Consider the following 15,755-nt stretch of genomic DNA (forward strand, 5'->3'; position numbering starts at 1 on the left):
TATTATGAGAATTTTAAATTTTATGGTGTTCTTGTTTTTGATCAACATGGCATCAGCACAAAACTATTATGGTTATTTGTCAGATAACTATTCGGGATTACACGGTGTAACATTAAACCCAGCAAATCTTACAGGATCAAAATTGAGAACAGAAGTTAATCTTGCTTCTGTAAATGCAAGTGTCAACAACGATTATTTCTACACAGATTTTGGTAGTCTTTTTGAAGGTTCAGATATTGGGGATGACCAATTTAATGCTGCAGAAAACAATAATTTTGCAATTAGCGCAGATATTATGGGTCCTTCTTTTATGTTCAACTTATCTCCAAAGCATAGTATTGGTGTAATTACTAGAGCACGAGCATTTTTTAATATAAATGAAATAAAAGGAGAACTATTTGATGCTTTTGAAGATGACTTTGATTCTGCCAACGACTTTTCATTAAATGAAGATGAGTTCACCTCAACGCTCCATGGCTGGGCAGAAATAGGTGTAGCATATGCCAGAACTTTAATTAATAATGAGCAACATTACTTAAAGGGTGGTGTCACTTTAAAATATCTAAGAGGACTAGGTAATGCCTATGCGAAAGGTACTAATCTCTCGGTAGATTATGATGCAGATGGTTTTACCCCTGAAGTTGGAACGATCACAACAACAGGTTTGATAGAATATGGTAGTTCACAAGGAATTAGTCAAAATGAGGATGATTCAGATTTTGAATTTGAAAGCGATGCCAGCGGTTATGGTGCAGACATAGGTTTTATATATGAATGGAGGCCAGCGCCAAGTGATTTAGATGATGAATCGAGATCAAATTATAAATTAAAATTAGGTGTTAGCATTACAGATATTGGAAGTATCGATTACGAAGGAGCAGAGGCAAACACATATGATATTACCAACTCCATTGATGAAAATACTTTTGAATCTGAAGAAGATTTTGAAGACAAACTTAATAACCTTTATACAAGAATAGCTACGGAAGATTTTACAAAAGTAAAACTACCTACTGCACTGCACATCACTGCCGATTATAATTTAGATAGTCAGTTTTTTATTAATTTAAGATCAGATCTATCACTTCGCAAAGCAAATGAGTTGAACACTAATAAAATTGACAATGCAGTTGTTGTTACACCTCGTTTTGAACGTAAGTGGTTTAGTTTTTATCTACCATGAAGTGTTATGGACTATAGCGGATTTAATGCAGGAATTGGTTTTAGGGCTGGTCCATTATTTATTGGTTCTAACTCTGCTCTCACAAATTTGTTATCAAGTGAAAGCAAAGCTGTAAATGTTTACGCAGGATTAAAAATCCCTATTTATAAAAAAGGGAAATCATTTGCCAAAAAAAATAAAACAATTTAATTTTAAGCCTCTTAATTGAGGCTTTTTTTTATTGGAATTTTACCGCAAATAATAAAATTTATACATTTATTGTAATGACAACACAGCAATTAATACAGCAAATCAAAAAAAAGAATTCCTTTCTCTGTATAGGGTTGGATGTAGATTTAGATAAAATCCCAAAACACTTATTAAAAGAAGAAGATCCAATATTCGCTTTTAATAAAGCCATCATTGATGCCACACACCATTTATGCGTTGCATACAAACCAAATACTGCGTTTTATGAAGCTTATGGTTTAAAAGGTTGGAAAGCATTGAGTAAAACAATTTTATATCTTAATGAAAAGTATCCAGAAATTTTTACCATTGCAGATGCCAAACGAGGTGACATTGGTAACACGAGCACCATGTATGCTAAAGCATTTTTTGAGGATTTAGAATTTAATAGTATAACCATTGCGCCTTATATGGGTAAAGATTCTGTGGAGCCTTTTTTGGCTTTTGAAAATAAACATACCATCTTGTTGGCTTTGACATCAAACGAAGGTGCTTTTGATTTTCAGACAAAAAAAGTGGACGGTTTAGAATTGTATAAACGCGTTTTGGAAACCTCAAAAACATGGAAAAATTCTAAAAATCTTATGTACGTTGTCGGTGCTACAAAAGCAGAATATCTTGCCGATATCAGGAACATCATACCAGATAGTTTTTTGTTAGTTCCAGGCGTTGGTGCTCAAGGAGGAAACCTTCAGGACGTTTGTAAATATGGGATGAATGACCAGGTAGGGTTATTAATAAATTCTTCAAGAGGGATTATTTACGCTTCAAATTCAAATGACTTTGCACAAGCTGCTGCCAAAAAAGCAGAAGAACTTCAACGTGAAATGGAATCAATTTTGTTAAAATAAACCGTCATACTAGACTCTTGTGCTGAGCGCAGTCGAGGTATGATTTAGCATCTCATCATGATATACAAAGACCAGCTTCAAAGAACAATAGTTCTCAATAGCACACCTAAACGTATCATTTCCTTAGTGCCTTCCCAAACCGAACTACTTGTCGATTTAGGTCTAGAAACTTCAATAGTTGGTGTTACTAAATTTTGTGTGCATCCTTCTTTTCTTCGGAAAGATAAAACCATTGTTGGCGGAACAAAACAAGTTCATTTTGACAAAATAAGGGAGCTAAAGCCAGATATCATACTTTGCAATAAGGAAGAGAACACACAGGAAATGATTTTAGAATTAGAGAAAATTGCACCTGTTCATATCAGTGATATCTATAATTTAGAAGACTCCTTTGAACTTATAAAAATGTATGGTGAGTTGTTTTCCGAAGAAAATAAAGCAAAACATATTAATAGTACGATACAAAAGGAGTTTGAGAACTTTACCAATTTTATAGAACAAAAACCGAAGTTAAAAGTCGCTTACTTTATTTGGAAATCCCCGTGGATGGTCGCAGCAAATAATACATTTATAAATGAAATGTTACGAATTAATAATTTTGAGAATTACTTTAAACATATAGAGCGCTATCCAGAAGTGAATATGGATACTATTTGTACTGATGACCTAGATGTGATTTTGTTGTCTAGTGAGCCTTATCCTTTTAAAAAGGAGCACATAAATATGCTTGAAGGAAAATTTCAAGACACAAAAATTATTTTGGTAGATGGTGAGTATTTTTCTTGGTATGGTTCAAGATTAACAAAGGCATTTAAGTATTTTGAAAAACTCCATCAACTTTTTTAGGATCAAATGCTTTTAAATTTAAGATGATTTGTTTTAGCTTATTAGCCTCATACAATAAAATGTCACTTAGACTCATATCTGTTTGTTCAACATTATAAGCTGTCTCTATATAGTTTGAATATTGATTTTCTAAATCTTCAAGATGCAATATCTTGCTTATGTTTGGTCTTATTTTACCAACTTTACAAAAATGATAGTTCATAATAAATTGTTTTTAAACAATATATACGATAAAAAATAGCCTTTAGTTTAAGTCGATAAGTTAAATAATTGTAAAGATTTAGTTTTTTTGAAGTGACGTTAGATCTCGAGTAAGGTATTTAAGTTTATTAATCTTGTAAAGTAGTTTAATAGCTTTATATTCTGATATGTCACTAAGAGCAGAGTCTGTTTGACGAAGGTTATAAGCTTGCTCTATAAGTGCTTTATACTTGTAGAGGAGCATTTTTTGGTTTTCAATAATTTTTTTAGTGTAAGCCATCAAATCATAATTGTCAAATAAATGTACTTAATTAATTGTAATTCAATACTATAAATCACAAAAAAAAATCGATCTAAGAAAAAGACCGATTTTATAAACTAACTTTTTAAATCCAAAAAGTGCTTGGATGTATTTAAAACTAACTGTGCAAATATCTATTTTTATTGAGGATTCAATCTTATCTTAACATTAGGAAATCATTAAGGATTGTTAAGTTTAAAATATTAAGAAAGTACTTAGTAATTCTTTTTAATTATTGCCTCGGTTTCTGCCAACGATTTAAAAACGTCAAAACCTTTGCCCTGAGTTCTCATGGCTCCAAGAGTATTTGCAAAATGAGCAGCTTTTACTGAGTCGTTATGTATAGCAAATCCAAAGGCCAAACCGCCAGCAAAAGAATCACCGCATCCAGTAGTATCGATAACATTTTCTACAGCTACAGATTTCACGAATGTTTTAGACATTTTGCCATTTTTCATTTTATAGATTGCACAACCTCTAGAATCTAAAGTCACATATAGATAGTTTACACCTTTTTCTAGGATGTAAGTTGCAAACTCATCTAAATGACCAATATTATCATCGTCATAAAAATCTTCATCGGTATAGTCATCATCAATCCAAGAACAGATGGATTCTTCCAAATTCATTTTTAAAACATCAATGTACGGGAGCCAATCATCTTTGTCTTCCCAATATTTTCGTAGACGTCTACCATCATTAGAAACATAGGTTGTTTGCCCATGCGCATCAAAAATTATCTGAGCTTCACTATTAGCTTTAATATGTTTTAAGGTTTCTAATTCGATTTCAAAATCTGTGATGGGCACAAAAACAAAACAATCAACATCCAAAAATGGTTTTACATCTTCTACGGAAATAGGATGCATATTGGAGATTTGGGTCTCTCTTCTGTTATTTTGATCAATAAAGTTGAGCTCTATTACTGTGCCTTGATCTTTTTCCGAAGTAATACCATTTGTATTTATCGCTTGATAATCCTTAAATAAGGATAGTATGGCATTGTGGTCTTTTTTGTGGACGTGCGCAATTGGGATCACCTCTCCATTTCCTTCCAATAATTTTGCCAGTGCAACTGTAGGATGGGAAACGCAACCATATTTTATGATAGTTTCGTTTTTATGAGTGATAATTGTGTCATGCGGAATAGGGCCAACTACCGCTATTTTATGTGCTTTATTCATCTAATCTTGTAATGCGAAAACTTTTCTCAATAAATCTGTAGTTCTAGATGATACTTGATTTCTAATTTGTTTCTCTTCAACAGAAATCATTGTATAAACACCTTTAAGCGCTTTCGCAGTTACATAATTTGTAAGATTTGGATTTACATTACTTGTAAAAGGAATAGCATTGTACTTGTTTATCAAGTTTGCCCAAATTTGATCTGCACCAACTTTAGAGAACGAATTATTGATAACGGGTTGAAATTTATTATAAAGTTCTGTTTGTGTTTTGGTTGTTAGATACTGGGTTGCTGCATCATCGCTACCTAATAAAATATTTTTTGCATCAGCAAACGTGATGTCTTTTACTGCATTGATAAAGATGGGCGTTGCTTCGCCAACAGCGTCTTCGGCAGCTCTGTTTAGTACTTTTAAACCTTCATCTGCTAAGTTGCCTAGACCAATATCTCTTAATCCTTTATCAACTTTTTGAAGTTCTGCCGGTAGTAAAATCTTTACTAATTCATTTTTATAGAATCCGTCAGTTTGTGTTAGCTTACTCACTTGTTTGTCAATCCCTAGGTCCAGGGCTTGTCGTAGGCCAGAAGCAATATCTGCATTGCTCAAAACACCACCTCCTTGAGGTAAGTTGTTGACTACATCTTGAAGTTCTGCACAGGCGGTAAGATTAAGCAATAAAATTAATGTAAAGACTTTACGAATCATGTTTTTGGGATTTTGTGTTTAACAAATATATGTATTTTCTTCATGATAGCTTTTTATTTGATTGATACTGTCTTTGGTAATAATTAAATAATAATTTTTTTTATCTACCTAAATTAAATAATTTAATTTTTCGTCTCTTATTCAAATCGAATCCTTCAATTAACTTTTAGATATTTTCTTGGAAACACTTATGTTTTTTGAATATTCCGTAAATTTGTACTTACAAAATCTCATAATTTTACGAATGAAGCAAGTCGCACCATACAATCCAAAACATAAAGTTAGAATCGTAACCGCAGCATCACTGTTTGATGGCCACGATGCCTCCATAAATATCATGCGTCGCATCATCCAGGCAACAGGTGTTGAGGTCATCCACTTAGGGCATGACCGCAGCGTTGAAGAAGTTGTAAACACAGCAATTCAAGAAGATGTGAACGCTATTTGTTTGACATCTTACCAAGGTGGACATAATGAGTATTTCAAATACATGCACGATTTATTGGAAGAAAAAGGAGCAGGTCACATCAAAATCTTCGGTGGAGGTGGTGGTGTAATTTTACCTTCGGAAATCAAAGAACTCATGGATTATGGCATTGACAGAATCTACTCGCCAGACGACGGAAGAGAAATGGGACTTCAGGGAATGATCAATGATTTGGTAGAAAAATCAGACTTTGCCATTGGAGATTCACTAAATGGTGAAATAGACAACCTTCCGAAGAAAAATCCAAAAGCGATAGCTCGCGTCATTTCTTCTGCGGAAAATTTCCCGGAAGTCGCAAAATCAACTTTAGACAAAATTCACGTTAAAAATAAAGATTCTAAAACACCAGTTCTAGGAATTACGGGAACTGGAGGCGCAGGAAAATCGAGTTTGGTAGATGAATTAGTTCGTCGTTTTTTAATTGATTTTCCTGAAAAAACAATCGGTATCGTTTCCGTAGACCCATCAAAACGAAAAACAGGAGGCGCACTTTTAGGAGATCGTATTCGTATGAATGCCATCAACTCGCCACGAGTGTATATGCGCAGTTTGGCGACACGACAATCTAATTTAGCATTATCAAAATATGTCAATGAAGCAGTACAGGTTTTAAAAGCTGCAGAATTTGATCTCATCATATTAGAAACCTCAGGTATCGGACAAAGTGATACCGAGATTATAGAACACAGCGACGTGTCTCTGTATGTAATGACTCCAGAATTTGGAGCTGCAACTCAACTCGAAAAAATCGATATGCTCGATTTTGCAGATTTAGTGGCCATCAACAAATTTGACAAACGTGGTTCATTAGATGCACTTCGCGATGTGAAAAAGCAGTATATGCGTAACAATAATCTTTGGGATATTCCTCAAGATCAGTTACCGGTTTTTGGCACGATTGCCTCGCAATTTAACGATCCAGGAATGAACACGCTCTACAAAGCCATTATGGATAAGTTGGTAGAAAAAACGGAGACGGAATTGAACTCGACATTTCACATTTCCGATGAGATGAGCGAGAAGATTTTTGTGATTCCGCCAGCGAGAACGCGTTACCTATCTGAAATTGCAGAAAATAACCGTGCTTATGATAAAACCGCAAATGAACAAGTTGAGGTTGCCCAAAGACTTTATGGCATTTATAAAACAATTGAATCTGTTGTTGGGAGTACGCCAGAATTGGATAAAGCAGGAATTAATGATGAGATCCTGAAACAAGTTCAGGATGACAATAAGGACTTTTCTAAACTGCTTATTTCAGAATTTGATCGTGTCAAACTAAACCTAGATCCATACAATTGGGAAGTGATCACAGGTTGGGACGAGAAAGTCAACAAATATAAAAACCCTATTTATTCATTTAAAGTTCGTGATAAAGAGATAAAAATAGAAACTCATACAGAGTCACTTTCACATACACAAATCCCTAAAGTAGCGTTACCAAAATATCAAGCTTGGGGAGATTTGTTACGTTGGACGTTGCAAGAAAATGTACCAGGAGAATTCCCGTTCACAGCAGGATTGTATCCTTTTAAGAGAACAGGCGAGGATCCTGCGAGAATGTTTGCAGGAGAAGGTGGGCCAGAGCGTACCAACCGTCGTTTTCACTATGTGAGTATGGGATTGCCAGCTAAGCGTTTATCCACTGCTTTTGATAGTGTGACGCTCTACGGAAATGATCCAGATCACAGACCAGATATCTACGGAAAAATAGGAAACGCAGGTGTATCTATTTGCTGTTTGGATGATGCCAAAAAACTCTATTCTGGTTTTGATTTGGCAAATGTGATGACTTCTGTGAGTATGACCATTAACGGTCCAGCTCCAATGTTGCTTGGCTTTTTTATGAATGCTGCCATTGACCAGCAATGCGAAATGTACATCAAGGAAAACAATCTTGAAAAAGGAGTAGAAGATAAAATCGTCAAAATTTATAAAGATAAGGGTGTTGATCGACCAAAGTATAATGGAGAACTTCCTGAAGGTAATAACGGTTTAGGCTTAATGTTACTTGGAGTGACAGGAGATCAAGTCCTTCCGAAGGAAACTTATGAAGACATAAAAATAAAAACAATCGCCCAAGTTCGTGGTACTGTTCAAGCAGATATTTTAAAAGAAGATCAAGCACAAAACACATGTATTTTTTCTACGGAATTTGCGTTACGATTAATGGGAGACGTTCAAGAATATTTCATCGAGAATAATGTACGTAATTTCTATTCAGTATCTATTTCTGGATATCATATTGCTGAAGCTGGAGCAAATCCAATTTCACAATTGGCATTCACACTATCTAACGGATTCACGTACGTAGAATATTATTTAAGTCGTGGTATGGACATCAATAAATTTGGTCCAAACCTTTCGTTCTTTTTCTCCAACGGAATTGATCCAGAATACGCTGTAATTGGTCGAGTAGCGAGAAAAATCTGGTCTAAAGCACTTAAAAATAAATATGGCGCCAACTCTAGAGCGCAAATGTTGAAATATCATATTCAAACCTCAGGTCGAAGTCTGCACGCACAGGAAATTGACTTTAATGACATCCGCACCACGCTTCAAGCGCTGTATGCGATTTATGACAATTGTAACTCATTGCACACCAACGCTTATGACGAAGCGATAACCACACCTACGGAAGAATCTGTACGTCGAGCAATGGCAATCCAGTTGATTATCAATAAGGAATTAGGACTGAATAAAAATGAAAATCCAATTCAAGGCTCATTCATAATCGAAGAGTTAACCGACTTAGTTGAAGAAGCAGTATTATTGGAATTTGATAGAATCACAGAAAGAGGAGGCGTTTTAGGAGCAATGGAAACCATGTACCAACGTAGTAAAATCCAAGAAGAAAGTTTGTATTATGAAACGTTAAAGCATAATGGCGAATTTCCCATTATAGGAGTAAATACGTTTTTAAGCAGTACAGGATCTCCAACAGTTTTACCTGCGGAAGTCATTCGTGCTACTGAAGAAGAAAAACAACTCCAGATTAAAACGTTAGAAAACCTTCATAAAGGTAACGACACAGATCAATTATTGAACGATTTACAGCACAAAGCCATCAATAATGAAAACATTTTTGAGTCCTTAATGGAGGTTTGTAAAGTCTGTTCTTTAGGAGAAATTACGAGTGCTTTATTTGAAGTAGGAGGTCAATATCGTAGAAACATGTAAGCAGAGAACCACTTTTCGTTTTTTCGAAAAGTGTGTGAATCGCTTATCCCAAACTCGTTTTTGAAATTTAAAAAAAAATAACAAATTAGAAAAATCCCTTTTCATCGAGGGATTTTTCTATATTTAATATTTCAAACCTAATAGTATGCTCTCCATTATAGAATATAGCGTTACTGCGATTGTCTGTTTAATTTCAGCAATAGTAATCCAGCGAATTTTTATAAAGGAACAAAATCGCGGATCAAACATTCAAGCTATAAATGGCATCAAATGGTTTGGGCTTGCCATTTTTGTTTGGGGATTGGGAGCTGTTTTAAATTTAGTTTATACTGAATTATTAGAATTTTCAACAAGTCATAAAATTTTAATTTATACAGGAGTTTTAATATCACTAGCTAATTCTCTTTGTATTCTATTATCCCTACCTTCTATCGAGCATAATAAAACTAGAGGTTTAATTGTAAGATTGATACAGCGGTTTTCTACTCGTGAATTTATCGGGTTGTTTTCTGGAGTATTAGGTATGATCGCTTTTGTATTTATTGCAACATCTTATAATAATACAGAAATCAGCAATAATTTTATATGGTTAATCGATATTCCAATCTCCATATTTGTTGCATTGTCTTTGCTTTATGAACTTAATAAAGCATTTAAAAGCAGACAAATGAAATTTATGTATTTACCAACATTTACATTATTTGCATTGATTATTATTGCGGTTTGTCATCGTATTATTCCGCAAGATCAAGTTGTTCAAGTGATTGATCAGAAATTCTGGATGTTGGCTGGAAGTATCACTTCAATTTCGTTCAAGTTTTTATTTATTCTGCTTTTTTCAATTTTATTGTATAGTTGGAAATTCCTTTCAGAAAAAGAAGTCCAGCAGTCAATGGTTGAGACACTTTCCGAAGAAAAAATGAAGTTACGAACTACCATTGATAATTTGACTTTGGCAAATGAAAGCCATTTGGATACGATTAAAAGCATGAAAATTGAATTACAAACGCTCAAACAACTGAGCGATATCCAACTCTCTGACCGACAAAAAGAGGTTTTGGCAAATCTAGCGCTTCTTGGACACGACAAATCCTACACCGAAATTGCTGAAGCGATGCATATTAGTGTTGATGGTTTTCAAACCCATATCCACCAAATTAAAAAGATGCTCAATATCAAAGGTAACGAGGGTAAAGAACAATTGATCGCTTATGCAAAAGAACATGATCTTATGTCTTTTGTGAGTGTGAAAATAGATGGTTAAGTATATGGTTAAGTAGTGTGCGATTAAAAAACCAACACTGCGTAACCTATGATGTATTGAGGTGTTTAAGCAACTTGCCAAAAACTTTAAAACATGCTTACTCTTATTCAAAATCAATCTTTAGACGAACAAATCAATTTACAATTTAGCAATGCAACCAAATGGTTTGTTGATGCTGTGTTAGCTGAAATCCCAATCACAGAGAATGTTGGCATTCCGTGGGTGGTGATCGTTCTTATTCTGGGAGCGGGTTATTTTACCTTCTATTTTAAGCTTGTAAATGTCAGAGAATTTTTAACAGCCATTAAGGTTGTAAAAGGTAATTATGATGATTTAGAGACTCAAGGAAAAATAACGGTCTCTAATGCTGTATCAACTATAGATGGTGATAATCCAGACACAATAAGAGTTGAAGGGCATGGCGAAGGTGAGGTCAGTCATTTTCAGGCGTTAACAGCAGCAGTTTCAGCAACTGTTGGACTGGGTAATATTGCTGGAGTTGCTATCGCTTTATCTATTGGTGGAGCAGGCGCTACGCTTTGGATGGTACTTGCAGGTCTTTTGGGCATGTCTTCAAAATTTGTAGAATGTACTTTAGGAGTTAAATATCGTGAAATCGATGCCAACGGAACGATTTACGGAGGGCCGATGTACTATCTAAAAAAAGGACTCAAAGAGAAAGGTCTTGGCAAGTTGGGTAAAGTTTTAGCAGTTGCGTTTGCTATTATGTGTATTGGAGGCTCCTTTGGAGGTGGCAATATGTTTCAGGTTAATCAAGCTTTTAAACTCTTTGAATATGTGACAGGTGGCGAGCAAAGTTTTATCTTCGGAAAAGGTTGGATCTTCGGAATCGTCATGGCAATCCTTGTCGGTATCGTAATCATTGGAGGTATCAAGAAAATTGCGAAGGTGACAGATAAAGTGGTGCCCTTAATGGTCATTGTATATCTTTTGGCTGTTTTAACGATTCTTGGTATGAATTTTTCGAAAATTCCTGAGGCATTTGCAGCCATTTGGGATGGAGCTTTTAGTCCGCAGAGTATTGGTGGTGGATTTATTGGCGTACTCGTACAAGGGTTTAAACGCGCAGCATTTAGTAATGAAGCAGGTATTGGAAGCTCTTCAATTGCGCATAGTGCAGTGAAGACAAATTTTCCAGCGAGTGAAGGTTTGGTAGCTCTTTTGGAGCCTTTTATAGATACGGTTGTCGTTTGTACCATGACAGCTCTAGTTTTAATAATAACAGGCCAAGTAGATACTAGTGCAGCAATAGATTTCGAGCAAGGCGTAATTTTAACCTCTACAGCTCTGGAGAGTGAAATTTCCTGGTTTCCTTATGTACTTACGGTTGCAGTAATTTTATTCGCATTTTCATCAATGATTTCATGGTCTTATTATGGATACCAGTCGTGGAGTTTCCTCTTCGGAAGAGGGAAAAAAACAGAATACACTTATAAATTAATGTTCTGTGTGTTTACCGTTATTGGAGCAGCAGCTACCTTAACCGCAGTCATGGATTTTAGCGATGCCATGATATTTGCAATGCTAGTTCCCAATATGATTGGATTATTTTTACTTCGGAAAAAAGTCTTGGATGAGCTATTGCGCTACAAAGCAATTATTAAGAAAAAATGGAATTAATATTTACAGCGTCATCATCCAACTGCGTTGTAAACGCTTGAATTTTTTAAGTTCACTTTGGAGGATAGGCAAATAATCCTTTCCGTTACTATTGCAATCCTGTAAACGGTTACAGTTTAAGTGCAAACGATGTGTCAAACGTTCTAAAGATGCTAGATGCTTATGTTTTTTTTCTGAAAATCGCTCTGCCTGTGCTTTCTCAATTTCAGGAACTAAAGATTCTGACTGCTGTATAATATCTCCAGAAAAATAGATATCTGCATCTTCTTCACCATCAGTTCCAAGATAGGATAAATCTTGATTGATGTACGTAGAGATGTTTCTTGAAAGCACAAGAATATCCATAGCCTTTTGATATATAGGCAGTTCAGATAAGTGAGATGGGATATTATAATTCATTTTCTAAAACCAATAGTAACAAATTTAGTGACAACTAATCATTTTTAGCTTTAAATTTTAAAGTAAATATGTATATTTGGTTTAATTATTAACTTATATTTTTAATTTACTTTAAATGAATATCGATAATTTAAATTGGAATATCCTGAAATGTCTTCAACGTAACGCCAGGCTGTCAAATGCGGAAATTGGCAGACAAGTAGGTATCAGTTCTCCAGCAGTTTCAGAACGCATAAAAAAAATGGAAGATGCAGGAATTATTCAAAGCTACAATACACTCATCTCTCCTTTTGAAGTAGGTTATCAATTAAAAGCCTTGATTACAGTGAGAGCGTTTATGGGGATGTTGAAACCTTTTTTGGAAAAAGTAAAAACTTACGATGAGGTTATCAATTGCTATCGTATTACTGGAAATGAAAATATTGTAATGGAAGTGGTTCTTAAAAATCAAAAACACTTGGAGGCGTTCATCGATCAACTTATTGTTTACGGAGAGACAAAAACACAAATTGTGCTGTCACACGTTATAAAGCATAATGAAGTAAAACCACTTAAATAATTGTTACTTAATAAGTTTAAGGACGTATAGTTTCAGGATTAGTCATCACCAAAAAGATCATTAGTCCCAAAAGGGAAGTCATCATCATCAGGATCATAATCGTCATAATTAATTCCTGGCGGATTGAAAAGTCCCCATCTATCAATGGTATAATCACTAGGGTCAATAGTTTTTACCCATTCTGCAAAAAGAACCCTAAATTCATCAATCTCATTTTGTAGGATATCAAGATATTCTACATGTTTAAAGCCAAAATCTTCTAGATTATCAGCATCTACAGTAAGTTCAATACCTGCTTTTCTAATAAGAGTGGCACATTCCATTTTTACATCGTAAACTGCATCCTCGTCATAAGCACTTTTAAGCGTCACAGGGATGATAAGTGAGTTTTCAAGTAAAAAATTAATGCTCTGTTCTATAAGCAAACCTTCTTCATCGGTTTCGTAGAGTAGTTCAGAATCTGCAACAACTTCCATAATGGTCTCCACGAGTTTCTGCAACTCTAATGCTTTTATATATAATGGTAATTCTTCTATGTTCTCCATATGATTAGTAATTAATCCATAATTAAATATAGTCGTTATTTTTCGTCATCTTCCATATAAATAACAAACTACATCCGTTTTTTTTCTTCGGAAATTTGCTGCTCCAATGCATTATCGTTCTGTGTTTTACAACCTGAAAACAAAAACGCTATCATTCAAATAAAATGTATCTATTTCAATTGCATCATATAGCTATAAGTTTTTGTAAATTTAGTCATTCAATTTTTAGTACTACCAAACATGAAACATCTTTTTAGATTGATTATTATTTTAAGCCTAGTATTTACATCGTGTTCAAAAACGAATAAAGACAGGCCAATTTCCGAAGAAGAAGAAGAAGTAGAAGACACTTACGTTAAAGATAATTACACAAAAAAAGAAGTCACCATAGAAATGCGTGATGGTATTAAGTTGCACACCACCATTTATTCGCCAAAGGATACGAGTCAAAAATATCCTATTTTAATGATGCGAACACCGTATAGCTGTCAACCTTATGGCGAAAATGAGTTTAAGACTAAGATTGGTCCAAATGCTCATTTAATGAAAGAAGGTAATATTGTGGTGTATCAAGATGTTCGCGGACGCTGGATGAGTGAGGGTGTTTATGATAATATGCGAGCGTATATTCCCAATAAAACCGATGATTCTCAAATTGACGAATCGTCAGATACATACGATACCATTGAATGGTTGGTGAATAACGTTGAGAACAATAATGGGAATGTTGGTACTTGGGGGATTTCTTATCCTGGTTTTTATGCTACATACTCAACAATAGATGCGCATCCCGCTTTAAAGGCAGCGTCGCCTCAAGCTTGTATTGGAGACTTCTTTTTTGATGACTTCCATCACAATGGTGCTTTTTTACTGAGTTATTTTAGAGCAGTGTCTTTATTTGGAACGACAAAAGATCAACCAACAGATTCTGCTTGGTACAAGTTCCCAGAAATGAAGACCCAAGATCAGTACCAATTTTTCTTGGATGCTGGACCTTTAAGTAATTTGAACGAGTATTTCCAGTATGATACACCAGATGATCAATCGGTTTCGCAATCCAATAGAATTGACGATATCTTTTGGAAAGAAATTGTTGAGCACCCAAACTACGATTCTGTTTGGAAACCAAAAGGTTTGATCCAAAATTTAAAGGATATAAAACCAAGCGTAGCTACGATGATTGTTGGTGGTTTATTTGATGCGGAAGATCTTTACGGTCCTTTTGAAACCTATAAAACGATAGAAAAAAATAATCCAGAAAATTACAACACTATGGTTTTTGGACCTTGGGATCACGGTCGTTGGGCAAGAACAGATGTGAAGAATTACGTTGGTAATTATTTCTTTGGAGATTCTATTTCGCTCAATTTTCAGCGTGATGTTGAGACTAAATTCTTTAACCATTTCTTAAAAGGAACTGGTGATAAAAACTCTGGTTTGCCAGAAGCATATGTTTATGATTCTGGTAAAAAGGAATGGAGTAGTTTTGAGGCTTGGCCACCAAAAGGCGTCACAACAGAAACGATGTATCTAAATGCCAACCAAGAGCTAAATACGTCAAAAAATGGAAACACAAAAGAAGTTTTTGTGAGTGATTTGAAACGCCCTGTACCATATTCCGAAGATATAAAAACCGTATTCACACCAAGAAAATATATGACCGACGATCAACGTTTTGCAGCGCGACGTCCAGATGTGCTGGTGTTTGAGACTGATGTTTTAGACGAAGATTTTACGCTTGCTGGTGATATTATGGCTAAATTAAACGTCGCGACTACTGGTACAGATGCCGATTGGGTAGTTAAGATTATTGATGTACATCCCGCAGATGCAGAAGAGCAGGAGGAAGGTATGCAAGATCATTTAAAAATGAGTAATTATCATTTAATGGTGAGGAGTGAAGTGATGCGAGGACGTTTTAGAAACAGCTTTGAAAACCCAGAACCTTTTGTGCCAAACAAGCCCACAGAGGTGAACATCAAATTACAAGATGTGCACCATACCTTTAAAAAGGGGCACAAATTACAAGTGCAAGTGCAGAGTACTTGGTTTCCGTTGATTGATTTGAATCCGCAAACGTTCGTACCAAATATTTATAAGGCAAAAGAGAGCGATTTTCAAAATCAAACGCATACGGTTTTTAACGATTCTAAGATTGAGTTTTCGGTTTTGAAATAG

The 15,755-nt window shown here is 34.9% G+C and carries 15 protein-coding genes; 9 read left to right on the top strand and 6 right to left on the bottom strand.

Translation table 11 applies throughout. The features are described 5' to 3' along the window. Positions 1 to 4 precede the first annotated feature (4 nt). The 4 genes from GQ40_RS02785 (at position 5) to GQ40_RS02795 (ending at position 3,108) form a co-directional block, all read left to right on the top strand. On the top strand, positions 5 to 1,183 hold the full coding sequence (locus tag GQ40_RS02785) for a DUF5723 family protein (protein WP_156115505.1): 1,179 nt from the start codon (positions 5 to 7) through the stop codon (positions 1,181 to 1,183). 6 nt (positions 1,184 to 1,189) lie between these two features. Next, positions 1,190 to 1,372 carry a hypothetical protein gene (locus GQ40_RS17005; RefSeq protein WP_052184125.1) on the top strand — a complete coding sequence of 61 codons (183 nt, stop codon included), beginning with the start codon at positions 1,190 to 1,192 and terminating at the stop codon, positions 1,370 to 1,372. Positions 1,373 to 1,446: 74 nt separating this feature from the next. After that, positions 1,447 to 2,262: an orotidine-5'-phosphate decarboxylase gene (pyrF, locus tag GQ40_RS02790; protein WP_047545557.1), complete on the top strand. Its 816-nt coding sequence runs from the start codon at positions 1,447 to 1,449 to the stop codon at positions 2,260 to 2,262. 57 nt (positions 2,263 to 2,319) lie between these two features. Then, complete coding sequence (locus GQ40_RS02795; RefSeq protein WP_047545558.1) at positions 2,320 to 3,108, top strand: ABC transporter substrate-binding protein; 789 nt, start codon at positions 2,320 to 2,322, stop codon at positions 3,106 to 3,108. Here the strand turns inward: GQ40_RS02795 and GQ40_RS02800 are convergent. From GQ40_RS02800 to GQ40_RS02815, 4 genes are all read right to left on the bottom strand, one after another. Beyond that, entirely contained in the window at positions 3,074 to 3,310 is a 237-nt protein-coding gene (locus GQ40_RS02800; RefSeq protein ID WP_047545560.1) for a Lacal_2735 family protein, read from the bottom strand. The genes GQ40_RS02795 and GQ40_RS02800 overlap by 35 nt on opposite strands. A 78-nt stretch (positions 3,311 to 3,388) precedes the next feature. Continuing rightward, positions 3,389 to 3,589 (bottom strand): Lacal_2735 family protein, encoded by a 201-nt coding sequence (locus GQ40_RS02805; protein WP_047545563.1) that lies wholly within the window; start codon positions 3,587 to 3,589, stop codon positions 3,389 to 3,391. A gap of 236 nt (positions 3,590 to 3,825) precedes the next feature. Then, positions 3,826 to 4,794 carry a carbohydrate kinase family protein gene (locus tag GQ40_RS02810; RefSeq protein WP_047545565.1) on the bottom strand — a complete coding sequence of 323 codons (969 nt, stop codon included), beginning with the start codon at positions 4,792 to 4,794 and terminating at the stop codon, positions 3,826 to 3,828. Further along, complete coding sequence (locus GQ40_RS02815) at positions 4,795 to 5,502, bottom strand: DUF4197 domain-containing protein (RefSeq protein WP_047545567.1); 708 nt, start codon at positions 5,500 to 5,502, stop codon at positions 4,795 to 4,797. A gap of 244 nt (positions 5,503 to 5,746) precedes the next feature. Between GQ40_RS02815 and GQ40_RS02820 the strand changes: the two genes are divergently transcribed. From GQ40_RS02820 to GQ40_RS02830, 3 genes are all read left to right on the top strand, one after another. Beyond that, positions 5,747 to 9,169 (top strand): methylmalonyl-CoA mutase family protein, encoded by a 3,423-nt coding sequence (locus GQ40_RS02820; RefSeq protein WP_047545569.1) that lies wholly within the window; start codon positions 5,747 to 5,749, stop codon positions 9,167 to 9,169. Positions 9,170 to 9,314: 145 nt separating this feature from the next. Continuing rightward, positions 9,315 to 10,433 carry a helix-turn-helix transcriptional regulator gene (locus tag GQ40_RS02825; RefSeq protein ID WP_047545571.1) on the top strand — a complete coding sequence of 373 codons (1,119 nt, stop codon included), beginning with the start codon at positions 9,315 to 9,317 and terminating at the stop codon, positions 10,431 to 10,433. 93 nt (positions 10,434 to 10,526) lie between these two features. After that, complete coding sequence (locus GQ40_RS02830; RefSeq protein ID WP_047545572.1) at positions 10,527 to 12,074, top strand: alanine/glycine:cation symporter family protein; 1,548 nt, start codon at positions 10,527 to 10,529, stop codon at positions 12,072 to 12,074. 3 nt (positions 12,075 to 12,077) lie between these two features. Here the strand turns inward: GQ40_RS02830 and GQ40_RS02835 are convergent, their stop codons facing one another. Beyond that, a complete protein-coding gene (locus GQ40_RS02835) occupies positions 12,078 to 12,473 on the bottom strand; it encodes a hypothetical protein (protein WP_047545573.1) in 396 nt (131 codons plus the stop codon). Between the two features lie 115 nt (positions 12,474 to 12,588). Here GQ40_RS02835 and GQ40_RS02840 point away from each other — a divergent pair, with 115 nt between their 5' ends. Then, positions 12,589 to 13,032, top strand: a complete 444-nt coding sequence (locus GQ40_RS02840; protein WP_047545576.1) for an Lrp/AsnC family transcriptional regulator — start codon at positions 12,589 to 12,591, stop codon at positions 13,030 to 13,032. A 38-nt stretch (positions 13,033 to 13,070) separates the two neighbouring features. Here the strand turns inward: GQ40_RS02840 and GQ40_RS02845 are convergent, their stop codons facing one another. Next, positions 13,071 to 13,577 carry a hypothetical protein gene (locus GQ40_RS02845; RefSeq protein WP_047545579.1) on the bottom strand — a complete coding sequence of 169 codons (507 nt, stop codon included), beginning with the start codon at positions 13,575 to 13,577 and terminating at the stop codon, positions 13,071 to 13,073. Between the two features lie 240 nt (positions 13,578 to 13,817). Between GQ40_RS02845 and GQ40_RS02850 the strand changes: the two genes are divergently transcribed. Continuing rightward, a complete protein-coding gene (locus tag GQ40_RS02850) occupies positions 13,818 to 15,755 on the top strand; it encodes a CocE/NonD family hydrolase (protein WP_047545583.1) in 1,938 nt (645 codons plus the stop codon).

It is taken from the genome of Psychroserpens sp. Hel_I_66 (genome assembly GCF_000799465.1).
Classification (GTDB): Bacteria; Bacteroidota; Bacteroidia; order Flavobacteriales; family Flavobacteriaceae; genus Psychroserpens.

Bases quoted from the DNA above. Each gene is read 5' to 3' on its own strand.
- GQ40_RS02785 (WP_156115505.1), top strand. From the start codon at position 5: ATGAGAATTTTAAATTTTATGGTGTTCTTGTTTTTGATCAACATGGCA.
- GQ40_RS17005 (WP_052184125.1), top strand. From the start codon at position 1,190: ATGGACTATAGCGGATTTAATGCAGGAATTGGTTTTAGGGCTGGTCCA.
- pyrF (WP_047545557.1), top strand. From the start codon at position 1,447: ATGACAACACAGCAATTAATACAGCAAATCAAAAAAAAGAATTCCTTT.
- GQ40_RS02795 (WP_047545558.1), top strand. From the start codon at position 2,320: ATGATATACAAAGACCAGCTTCAAAGAACAATAGTTCTCAATAGCACA.
- GQ40_RS02800 (WP_047545560.1), bottom strand. From the start codon at position 3,310: ATGAACTATCATTTTTGTAAAGTTGGTAAAATAAGACCAAACATAAGC.
- GQ40_RS02805 (WP_047545563.1), bottom strand. From the start codon at position 3,589: ATGGCTTACACTAAAAAAATTATTGAAAACCAAAAAATGCTCCTCTAC.
- GQ40_RS02810 (WP_047545565.1), bottom strand. From the start codon at position 4,794: ATGAATAAAGCACATAAAATAGCGGTAGTTGGCCCTATTCCGCATGAC.
- GQ40_RS02815 (WP_047545567.1), bottom strand. From the start codon at position 5,502: ATGATTCGTAAAGTCTTTACATTAATTTTATTGCTTAATCTTACCGCC.
- GQ40_RS02820 (WP_047545569.1), top strand. From the start codon at position 5,747: ATGAAGCAAGTCGCACCATACAATCCAAAACATAAAGTTAGAATCGTA.
- GQ40_RS02825 (WP_047545571.1), top strand. From the start codon at position 9,315: ATGCTCTCCATTATAGAATATAGCGTTACTGCGATTGTCTGTTTAATT.
- GQ40_RS02830 (WP_047545572.1), top strand. From the start codon at position 10,527: ATGCTTACTCTTATTCAAAATCAATCTTTAGACGAACAAATCAATTTA.
- GQ40_RS02835 (WP_047545573.1), bottom strand. From the start codon at position 12,473: ATGAATTATAATATCCCATCTCACTTATCTGAACTGCCTATATATCAA.
- GQ40_RS02840 (WP_047545576.1), top strand. From the start codon at position 12,589: ATGAATATCGATAATTTAAATTGGAATATCCTGAAATGTCTTCAACGT.
- GQ40_RS02845 (WP_047545579.1), bottom strand. From the start codon at position 13,577: ATGGAGAACATAGAAGAATTACCATTATATATAAAAGCATTAGAGTTG.
- GQ40_RS02850 (WP_047545583.1), top strand. From the start codon at position 13,818: ATGAAACATCTTTTTAGATTGATTATTATTTTAAGCCTAGTATTTACA.